Origin of the sequence: Sorangium sp. So ce302, from assembly GCF_051530145.1 — a bacterium.
Classification (GTDB): domain Bacteria; phylum Myxococcota_A; class Polyangia; order Polyangiales; family Polyangiaceae; genus Sorangium; species Sorangium cellulosum_B.
Window position 1 is genome coordinate 3,890,860 of sequence record NZ_CP150326.1, and the last position, 9,985, is coordinate 3,900,844.

7 protein-coding genes are annotated in these 9,985 nt (G+C 73.3%); 6 read left to right on the plus strand and 1 reads right to left on the minus strand.

What is annotated here, in order from left to right:
- Positions 1-48 precede the first annotated feature (48 nt).
- The 5 genes from WME73_RS14880 (at position 49) to WME73_RS14900 (ending at position 7,860) form a co-directional block, all read left to right on the plus strand.
- Positions 49-687, plus strand: a complete 639-nt coding sequence (locus WME73_RS14880; protein ID WP_437746105.1) for a hypothetical protein — start codon at positions 49-51, stop codon at positions 685-687.
- Between the two features lie 141 nt (positions 688-828).
- The gene (locus WME73_RS14885) at positions 829-1,950 is read left to right on the plus strand and encodes a Kazal-type serine protease inhibitor domain-containing protein (RefSeq protein WP_437746106.1); all 1,122 of its coding nucleotides are present in this window, start codon (positions 829-831) and stop codon (positions 1,948-1,950) included.
- Between the two features lie 118 nt (positions 1,951-2,068).
- Positions 2,069-3,778, plus strand: coding sequence for a hypothetical protein (locus WME73_RS14890; protein WP_437916097.1), 1,710 nt, complete (start codon positions 2,069-2,071; stop codon positions 3,776-3,778).
- Positions 3,775-5,925 (plus strand): SWIM zinc finger family protein, encoded by a 2,151-nt coding sequence (locus WME73_RS14895; protein WP_437746108.1) that lies wholly within the window; start codon positions 3,775-3,777, stop codon positions 5,923-5,925. Before WME73_RS14890 ends, WME73_RS14895 begins: the two co-directional genes overlap by 4 nt.
- A 285-nt stretch (positions 5,926-6,210) precedes the next feature.
- The gene (locus WME73_RS14900) at positions 6,211-7,860 is read left to right on the plus strand and encodes a reverse transcriptase family protein (protein ID WP_437916098.1); all 1,650 of its coding nucleotides are present in this window, start codon (positions 6,211-6,213) and stop codon (positions 7,858-7,860) included.
- A 123-nt stretch (positions 7,861-7,983) separates the two neighbouring features.
- Here the strand turns inward: WME73_RS14900 and WME73_RS14905 are convergent, their stop codons facing one another.
- The gene (locus tag WME73_RS14905) at positions 7,984-8,946 is read right to left on the minus strand and encodes an alpha/beta hydrolase family protein (protein WP_437746110.1); all 963 of its coding nucleotides are present in this window, start codon (positions 8,944-8,946) and stop codon (positions 7,984-7,986) included.
- Positions 8,947-9,091: 145 nt separating this feature from the next.
- Here WME73_RS14905 and WME73_RS14910 point away from each other — a divergent pair, with 145 nt between their 5' ends.
- On the plus strand, positions 9,092-9,877 hold the full coding sequence (locus WME73_RS14910; RefSeq protein WP_437916099.1) for a helix-turn-helix domain-containing protein: 786 nt from the start codon (positions 9,092-9,094) through the stop codon (positions 9,875-9,877).
- The last annotated feature ends 108 nt before the right edge of the window (positions 9,878-9,985 follow it).

The window sequence follows — 9,985 nt, forward strand, 5'->3', positions numbered from 1 at the left end:
GGCGCGCGCGTCGCGACGCTCCTCGGAGCGCTCGTTGGCGGCTGTGTCGTGAGCCCGCAGCCGAGCCCGCCGGTCCACGAGCCGATCCTGGACACAGGGCTCGTCGGCGTGTCGGGCGACCCCCAGGTCTTGCGGCAACAGGTCTTCCTCAAGGGCGAGCCTGGCGCGGTCGAGCCGGCGGAGGGCGTGGTCGTGGTGACGAACCTCGACAGCGCGGACGCGCCCGTCATCGCGGAGATCAGCCGCGACGGCAGCTTCGTGGCCGCGGTGGACGCGTCGACGGATCAGGTCCTGCGGATCCAGGTGAAGCAGGGCGAGCGCCGGTCGGAGCCGGTGGATCTGCAGCTCACGGGGGAGCCCATCAGCGCGACGCAGACGATGCTGGCGCACCTGCCTTGCCTCACGATCGAGCCCGCTTCGTGGGTCTCGCTCGAGGCCGGCGAGAGCGACGTTGTCGTCGGCAACACGTGCGCCGAGGACGTGTCCATCGGCGCGCCGCGCTTGCGCCGCGGCGCGGGGCCGTTCGGGGTCAGCCCGGCGGAGGCGTTCGTGGTGCCGGCGGGCGAGTCCGCCGTCGTCACGGTGCGCGCGGACGGTGAAGGGGTCGAGCGCGAGGACGTGCTCTTCCTCGAGGTCACGGCGCCCGAGCCCGGGCGCCGCGTCCTGACACTGACGCTCCCCGACTGAGCGGTCGGGGAGACGAACATCGAACTCGCGCGCCGCGCTCGCCGTACTGCGCGCGGCGCGAGGCGCCCTTCCCCTGGAGGGGAGGGGCTCGTGGATGTCTATCGCCTCGCCGGTGACGGCGGGGCTCTTTTGGAGGAACCCATGAACGTCCAGAATCGTATCAAGAGCAGCCGTATCGGATCCTTTCTCTGGCTCGCGCTGTCGATGCTCCCGCTCGCCGTGGGCTGTCAGGTGGAGATCGCCGACGACGACACCGCGTCCAACTCGGAGGAGGTGAGGGGCGGCGGCGGGCAGGGCAAGGCCTGCGGCGGCCTCCTCGGCCTCTCCTGCAAGAAGGGCCTCTTCTGCGACTACGAGCTCGACGCCATGTGCGGCGCGGCCGATCAGACGGGCACCTGCCAGCCCATCCCCGAGGTGTGCACGAAGGAGCTCAGGGAGGTCTGCGGCTGTGACGGCAACACGTACAGCAACGAGTGCATGGCGAACGCGGCGGGCACGTCGGTGTCGTCGATCGGCCAGTGCGCGCCTCCTCCGGGCGACATCTGCGGCGGCCTCCTCGGCCTCTCCTGCAAGGAGGGTGAGTTCTGCGACTTCGCGCCGGACGCCCAGTGCGGCGCGGGCGACATGACGGGCACCTGCCTGCCCACGCCGGGCGGGTGCACCAGGGAGTACGACCCCGTCTGCGGCTGTGACGGGAACACGTACGGCAACGCGTGCACGGCGAACGCGGCGGGCGTCTCGGTCGCGTCGGAGGGCGAGTGCGCGCCGCCTTCGGAAGGCAAGGCGTGCGGCACCCGCGGCGGCTGGACGTGCGAGAAGGGCGAGTTCTGCAATTTCCCGCCCGAGGTCGAGTGCGGCGCGTGGGACGGGCCGGGGACCTGCACGCCCATCCCGGAGGCGTGCACGTTCGAGTACAACCCGGTCTGCGGCTGCGACGGCCAGACGTACGGCAACGCCTGCGCCGCCGCCTCGGCGGGCGTGTCGGTCGCGTCGAAGGGCGAGTGCGCGCCTGCTCCCGGGACGATCTGCGGCGGCATCGCGGGCTTCGCGTGCGACAAGGGCGAGTTCTGCAACTACAGCATCGAGGCCATGTGCGGCGCGGCCGATCAGACGGGCACCTGCGAGACCATCCCGGAGGCGTGCACGGAGCAGTACGACCCGGTCTGCGGCTGCGACGACAAGACGTACCCCAACGAGTGCTTCGCGCACGCGGCGGGCGTGTCGGTCGTGTCGCGCGGCGAGTGCGCTGAGCGCCGGTTGTAAGGGGACACCGAGGGCGCCGTCCGCGCCGCGCGCCGCGTGACCCCCCCTCGCGCGACGCGCGGCGCGGCGGCGCCGCCCTTGACCGGCTCCGCGCCGGTTCCGTAGCATCCTGCCGCGCATGAGCGCCGCTCGATCCCAGACAGCGTCGACGCTCCTCCTCGACGAGCACTTCGAGGCCGGCGACGACCGGTTCGTGGACGAGGTGCTCACCTCGGAGGCGGGCCGGAAGCTGAAGGCGCTCGCCCCGCGCTGGTACGCGGACGGGCGCCCGTTCGCGCGCCGCGCGCTGCTCCGCTACATCGACGACGGCTGCGACCGGCCGCACCACCGCGGCCTCGTCAAGGTCCTCTACAAGCTCGCCGAGCAGGCGGGAGACGACGAGATCGTCGGCCGCTTCATGGTCGCCTTCGATCGCCTCGTCCGCCGCAAGCTCGTCAAGGTGACCCGCTACGACTGGGTGACAAGGACCTCCAGCGACGAGCCCTGCCTTGTCAGCGACACCGGCGTGCCGGTCAGCCTCCCGCAGGGCGACGTCGCGTCGCCGCGCTTCTCGATGCGGACGCGCCACTACCTGCGGCGCCGCGCGTTCCGCTACTTCCGGCGGCTCGGCCGGCGCGACGCCGCCCGCTACGGCCGCGCGATCCGCGCCGCGCTCGCGCTCTACCGCGACGAGCACCTCGACAGGCCCGAGCGGCTGCTCGACGCCTGGGGGCTGCTCCACGCGCTCTACTGGGGCTCGCCCGCCCTCGAGCGCCTCCCGCGCGGCGTGCGCCTCGCGGAGGGCGCCGCCCTCGCCGAGCTCGAGCCCGCGCCGATCTACCCCGAGGCGTGGCAGGGCGCCTTCGACGAGGTGCTCGGCCTGGTCACGGCCGCGAGGAGCCGCACCGTCCGGGCGTTCGCCGTGGGGCTGCTCGAGCGCGGCTACGCCGCCGAGCTCCGCGGCCTGCCGCTCGCCCGCGTGCGCGCGCTCCTCGAGAGCCCGCACGACGAGGTGCAGACCCTCGCCGCCGGCCTGCTCCGGCAGATCCCGGGCCTCGGGAGCCTGCCGATCGCGGACTGGCTCTCGCTGCTCCAGACCGAGAACGCCGCGGCGCTCGCCTTCATCTGCGAGGCGGTGGTCGAGCACGTCTCGCCGGCGCGGCTCTCGCTCGCCGAGTGCGTGGCCCTCGCCTGCGCGCGCGCCGCGCCGGTCGCGGAGCTCGGCCTCCGCTGGGCGAGGACGAAGCCCGTCGAGACCGCCGCGGATCTCGACACCCTCGCGCGCCTCGCGACCGCGGTCGCCCCCCGGGTCCGGGAGGAGGCGGTCGCGTGGCTCGTCGAGGTGCTCGGGCGCTCACCCCACAGCCGGGCCGAGCACGTGCGCGATCTCCTGGACTCCCGCCACGAGGACGTCCGCGCCCGCGCGCTCGAGCTCTTCGAGGCCGACGCCCGCTTCCGCGACGACACCGGCCTGTGGGCCGCCCTGGCCGAGACGCCCCACGCCGATGCCCGCGCGTTCCTGATCCGGCACCTCGCAGCGCGCAAGGCGGCCTTCTCGCCCGAGGCGCTGCGGCACGTCTGGGCGGCGGCGCTGCTCGCCGTCCACGGCGGCGCGCGCGACAAGCGCGCGGTCGTCCGGCAGATCGCGGACCGCGTGGTCGCCCGGCCCGGCGAGGCCGACGCGCTCCTGCCGCTGCTCGGCGTCGCGCTCCGCAGCGTGCGCGCGCCCGAGCGGCGCGCCGCCCTCGGCGCCCTCGCCCGCGCCGCGTTCCGCGCCCCCGCGCTGCGCGACGCCATCGCGCGCAGGCTCCCGGAGCTCCGGCTGTTCGAGGGGGAGGACGCGGCGTGAGCTTCGATCTCCGCTACCTCGGCACGAGCGGCGTCAAGGAGCTCGGCGGCGGCGCCGCCCTCAGCTTCGCGCCCAACCTCGCGCGCCCCAGGGTCTTCTTCGACGGCGAGCTCGCGCGGCCGGCGCGCTTCCGCGAGGCGATCAGCGCGCTCCACGACGTCGTCGTGGGCGACCTGCGGCGCCTGCCGAAGGATCGCTCCGCCCACGAGGCGTGGAAGCAGCAGGAGGCCGAGCGCGAGGCCCGGCTCCGAAGAGAGCTCCACGGCGAGGCCATGAAGGCCGAGCTCGCGCGCTTCGGAAGCGCGCCGCTGCCGCCGAACCTCGAGGCCGACTTCCGGAAGATGCACAAGCTCTACTGGGGCGCGCGCGTCCGCTGGGCGAGCGAGCTCGCGCGGAGCGATCCGCAGCTCTTCCGCCACCTCGTCCCCTGCGATCCGGTCGTGACCGTCGCGCCCGATGTCGTCTTCTTCGAGTGCTTCTCCAAGGACGAGTCGAGCTACGGCTGCCTCTCGGTCGATCGCGACGCCTTCCGGGGCGCGCAGGACGCCGGCCTCGGCACGACGAACGTCGACTACTCGCTCGCGCTCTACGAACACTTCCAGACGCTCCGCAGCTACCGGCCGACGCGGCTCCTCGTCGATCCGACCGGCTTCGAGGTCGCCGTGGAGGGCCGCGGCGACTACCGCGAGGAGAAGATCGATCTCCCGCCCTCGTGGCTGCGCGGCTTCGGCCAGCTCCAGGCGGCGATGTGCCTGCCGTGCCGGAGGGTCGACGTCCCCGTGGAGGCGGTCTACTCGCTGCTCGCGCACCTCGATCGGCACCGCGAGCGCACCGGCCCGCGCAGCCTGCGCTTCCAGCTCACGCCGGGCAAGGCGCCGATCCTGGTGCTCGACCCCTGGGGCGTCTCCATCCCGTGCCGCGGCGTCACCTGCGACGACATCCCCGTGGCCGTGGGGCCCGCGGCGGGCGCGGGTGGGCTCGGCCCGTACCGCTCCGGAGCGCCGAGCGGCGCGCCGGCGGCGGAGGCGACCGAGGAGATCAAGGTGTGGGGGAGGCGCCGCCTCTCGGTGCTCGCGCGGCTCCTGCCGCTCGCCGATCGCATCGAGGTGCGGCTGCTCGGCTCCGGGCTGCCGAGCCTGTGGATCGTCTTCATGGGCGAGATGCGCTTCACCCTCGCGCTCTCGGGCTGGACGGCGAACGACTGGACCTCGGGCTCTCACCTCGACGTCATGGCGGACGCCGTCACCCCGGACGTGCAGCTGGCGGACCGCGTCGCGCGCCACCTCGAGATGGTCCGGCGCGCGTCCTACGGCGAGCTCGCCGTGTCGATGGGCGCGCCGGACGGCGCGCTCCGCGGCGCGCTGCACCTCGCCGCGAAGCAGGGGCAGGTGGTTTACGACCACGCCGCGGAGTGTTATCGCTGCCGCCCGGTGATGCCGGTCGCCCTCTCCGACGCGCTGCTCGGCCCCGAGCCCCCGGAGCTCGCGGAGGGCCGGCGCATCGCGCGGGGCGGGGTGGAGATCGCTCGGGAAGAGACCCTCTCCGGCGGCCGCCGCGTCGTCATGGCCAGGGCCAAGGCGACGAGCTGCGAGCTGCTCCTCGACACCGACGGCGCGATCAAGAAGGCGAAGTGCAGCTGCTCGTACTTCTACAAGAACCGGCTGCGCGCGGGCCCGTGCCGGCACCTGCTCGCGGTCAAGCTCCACCTGTCCGGCCGCGGTGACGCGGCGCCCTCGCTGCCGTCTCCAGAGCCGTCGCAGCAGGCGGAGGCCGGCGCGCGCGGCCCGCGGGCGACGACGGCCGCCCCGCGAGGCGAGGCCGTGCCGTTCCCCGCGGAGCTCCTCGCCGAGATCGAGCGCGCCGCGGCGGCCCAGCGAGCGGGGCTCGCGGAGGTCGTCGAGGGGTCGTGGGATCTCGCGTTCGAGCGCATCCAGGGCTGCCGCTCCTGGGTCGAGGCCCTCGCGCTCGGCGGTCCGGAGGCGGAGCGGGCGCTCCGCGCGCGCGAGCTCCGCGCGCCGGTCGTCAGGACGCTCCCGGTCCACGCGGACGTGCTGGCCGAGATCCGGCGTGTCGCTGACCAGTTCAAGGCGAGCCCCGCCGCGGTGGTGGGCCTCGCGTGGCTCGTCGCCAGGCGATCGACGAAGTGAGGTTCACCCAAGATCCGAGAGTCCAGCCCTGCAAGGAGGTCCGTCCGCTCGAGCCCAACATGCTGCGGCGCTCCGCCGCGGTGGAGGTTGTTCTTCCATGCATCCCCACCCCCGATGTTCTTTGGGCGCCTTTAGCAGCTGTGCGGTTCCACTCAGAGGGACCTGCGGTCCTGGAACCGCACAGCTGCCCGGCGCCTGGGTGATCGGGCGTGGTCACGAGCAAGTAGTCGGGCGGGCGGGCTTCCTTGGAGGGCTGGACCGGGTGCTGTCCAGAGGAACTGTCGAATGGGCTTCTGGGACAAGCTGAAGTCGATGCTCGGCCTTGGCGGGGCCGAGCAGGGGGAGCGAGCGCCGGACGGGACCGAGGCCGAGCTGGCGGGCAGCGGAGGCGCCGGGGCCGCGCCTGCGCAGGTCCAGGTGGCCCGGGCGGCGAAGCCGGCCGCCCGCGCGGGGCAGCCCCGCGACGCGGCGGCGGGCGCGAAGCCGCGCCCCGCGGACCCCTACGACGCCGGCGGGATCCTCGGCCTCTCCGCGGACGAGCTGCGCAGGCGCGCGCTCAAGATCAACCCGAGCATGACGGCGTGGATCGGCCGCGTGGACACGATCCCGCCGCAGAGCGACGAGCGCACCGCCCTCATCGATCGGGGCCTCGTCCTGCGCGGCCTGCTCACCGAGGCGCAGCTCGCCGAGATCCACCGCATCGGCGATCTCTGGCTCAGGCACAAGGACGCCGCGGCGCTCGCCGGCACCGTCGCGGCGCGCTCGGCCGACGAGGCGATCGAGCGGCTCAAGCGCGAGAAGCTCGCCCGCAAGGAGGAGAAGCGGCGCCAGAGCGCCGAGCGCAAGCGCCAGCGCGCCGAGGCCGTTGCGCGCCGCCGGGCCGAGGACATCATTTTCGTGGGCCCCGACGTCTCGGCGGGCCTCGCGGACCGGCGCTCGCACGTCGAGTCGCTCGCCCAGCGCGGGCTGCCCGTGCTGTCCACCCCGGCCGACCTGGCCGCGGCCCTCGGCGTCGCCGTCCCGCGCCTGCGCTGGCTCTGCTTTCACGGCGAGGCCGTCGAGCGCCCTCACTACGTGTACTTCGACGTCCCGAAGCGCTCGGGCGGGACGAGGCAGCTCGCGGCGCCCCACGCATCCCTGGCCGCGGCGCAGGCGTGGATCCTGCGCGAGATCCTGGAGAAGCTGCCCGTCGAGGCGCCCGCGCACGGCTTCGTGAAGGGCCGCTCCACGGTCACCAACGCGAGCCCGCACACGCGCCGCGACGTGGTCGTGAACCTCGACCTGTCCGATTTCTTCCCGACCATCACGTTCCCGCGGGTGCGCGGCGTCTTCCATCGGCTCGGCTACTCCCCGGCGGTGGCCACGCTCCTCGCCCTGCTCTGCACCGAGCCGCCGCGGCGGCCTGTCGAGTACGACGGGCAGCGCTACTGGGTCGCGGTCGGCGATCGCGCGCTGCCGCAGGGCGCGTGCACGAGCCCGGCGATCTCGAACCAGGTCGCGCGGAAGCTCGATCGCCGCCTCGCCGGCATGTGCGCCCGCGCGGGCTTCACCTACACGCGGTACGCGGACGACCTCACCTTCTCGGCGCCCCCGGGCAAGCGCGGCGATATTGCAATGCTGCTCGCCCGCGTCCGCCACATCGTCGAGGAGGAGGGCTTCGCCATCAATCCGGCGAAGGGTCGTATCCAGCGCGCCGGCGGTCGTCAGGTGGTGACGGGCGTCGTGGTCAACGACAAGCCCTCGGCGCCGCGCGAGGAGGTGCGCCGCCTGCGCGCGATCCTCCACGCGGCGAAGAAGACCGGCCTCGCCGCCCAGAACCGCCGGGGCGTGCCGGACTTCGAGGCGCACCTGCGCGGCAGGATCGCCTATGTGCAGATGATCGACCGCGAGAGGGCCGCGCCGCTGCTCGCGGCTTTCGACGCGCTCACGGGGTGAACGCGGGGCGCATCTTCGTGCGCTGCGAGCTCCGCCGCGTCGTTCGGCTCGCTGCGGGGTACTTTCGTACGCCTCACTCGCCTGCCAGGTGCTCGGCAGGCCTCGTCCGCGAGCGCTCGATCATCACGACTTGGACTCGACTCGTCCGAGCGGCTTGGCAGCGCCCGCCAGCGCGCTTCGTGCGTCCTGCCAGGCGGGGTCTCCGGGGTAGAGCGCGGTGCGGAGGTAGGCCCGAGTGAGCAGCTGGACGGAGGCCACGCGCTCGGGGTTCTCGTCGGTGGTCTCGGCGAGGTCGTAGCCCGCCACGCCCCCCAGCCCGTGCCCTGCGTCGACCAGCATGAGCAGCGACTTGGGGCCTGGGGAGAGGAAGTAGGGATCAGCGTGCCAGGCGGCGCCTGCGGTCGTCAGGTGGGGAGAGCCGTCTTTGTCGCCGGCGACCACGAGCGCGGGCGTCGTCATGGTGGAAAAATCGATGTTCGCGAAGAATGGGTAGTTCTCTGCTGCGTACTTGCTGAGGGCGTCGCCTCGGCCGGGCGCGGCGAGCAGCACGCCCGCCTTGATCCGCGGCTCGGCGACGCTCACCTCGCTTCCGTCGTGGGGATCCACGTGGCGCGCGCCGAGCAGCACGCTCGCGGTGTGCCCGCCCATCGAGTGGCCGAGGACGGCCACCTTGCTTCGATCCACACGCCCGGCGATCGCAGGGACGGCGCGCTCGATCGCGTCGAGCTGGCCAAGGATGCGGCTCATGTCCTCGGCGCGCGCGCGCCAGAAGAGAGGCGCATCGGGGTGGTCCGAACCTCTGAAGGGCAGCGTCTTCGAGTCGAGATGCGTGGGCTGGATCACGACGAAGCCGTGCGCCGCGAAGTAGTTGGCGAGCGGGGCGTAGCCGTGGAGCGACGAGACGAAGTTGGAGGGGCCGTGGCCGTGCGAGAGCAGCAGGATGGGCAGCTCGCTTCCGGTCACGGGCGCGGAGACGCGCACCTGGAGATCGACGGGGCGGCCGGGAGCGGGCAGCACGACGGGGTGGATCGAGAAGACCTGCGCGGGGGCGCTGGAGGCGTTCGCTGCGGGAGTCGGTTGGCTCATGATGTGGAGTTCCTTTCGGGGGCTCGGCCCGCTCATCGCCTTGGTAGCTCCCGCCACCGCTCTCTAATTGGACGAACCGGACATTTCCGGAGCGCTCGCTCCGCGTCGGCTTGAACGCTCGCAGCCGGCGCGCGACACTGCGACGGTGCTGCACACGACGGACACCGCGGCGACGTTCTCGCTCTCGCGCTTCGTCGAGGGCGTTCACTCGCTCCTGCCGGTGGGTGGGCACACACGTCATGAACGGCTGCCCGACGGACGAACGATGCTCGTCTTCCGCGTGCTCGAGGAAGGCCGGAGAGGCGACGTGTGCGTCGCGGGGCCGCGCACGCGCGCGCTGTTCAAGAACGCCGGCGGCGTGGCGCGGGCGATCAGCATCCAGCTCAAGCCAGGCTGGTCGGCGCCGCTCCTCGGCGTGGCCGCGAACGTGCTGACGGATCGGATCGTCCCGCTGGAAGACATCTGGGGCCGCCCGGGCGGCGATCTCTGCGACGAGCTGCTCGCGGCGCGCAGCCTGCCGGAGCTCCTCGACCGAGTGTCTTGCGCCATCGCGCTTCGTGCCCGCCAGACGTTCGAATCGGCATCGGCGCGGCTCGCGCGCCGCGCGGTTCGCTTGCTCGAAGGAGGCGAGGTTCGGGTGGAGAGCGTGGCGGAGCGGCTGGGCGTCACGGCGCGGCATCTCCGCCGTGCCTTCACCGAGAGCGTCGGCGTCTCGCCGAAGGATTTCGCGCGCACCGTTCGCCTGCAGCGGGCCGTGCGGATGGCAGCGACCTCGAAGGACTGGGCGCGCATCGCGAGAGACGCGGGCTATTACGACCAGGCGCACCTCATCGCCGACTTCCGGGAGCTCGTCGGGCTCACGCCGGGCGCTTTCGTGAAGAGGGCGAGCGCCAGGGACTCGACGACGGCGTCACGACGCTCACGGAGCTAGCGGTCGGGCAGCATCTCGGCTCCGTGCGGGCCATCACCCTCTGTTCCCTGCTGCCTGTCCGGAGACCTCGCAGGCCCGGCTCCCAAGGTGGCACCTTGAACCAGAACA

Excerpts from the sequence above, each read along its gene's own strand:
- WME73_RS14890 (WP_437916097.1), top strand. The coding sequence starts at position 2,069 with ATGAGCGCCGCTCGATCCCAGACAGCGTCGACGCTCCTCCTCGACGAG.
- WME73_RS14900 (WP_437916098.1), top strand. The coding sequence starts at position 6,211 with ATGGGCTTCTGGGACAAGCTGAAGTCGATGCTCGGCCTTGGCGGGGCC.
- WME73_RS14905 (WP_437746110.1), bottom strand. The coding sequence starts at position 8,946 with ATGAGCCAACCGACTCCCGCAGCGAACGCCTCCAGCGCCCCCGCGCAG.
- WME73_RS14885 (WP_437746106.1), top strand. The coding sequence starts at position 829 with ATGAACGTCCAGAATCGTATCAAGAGCAGCCGTATCGGATCCTTTCTC.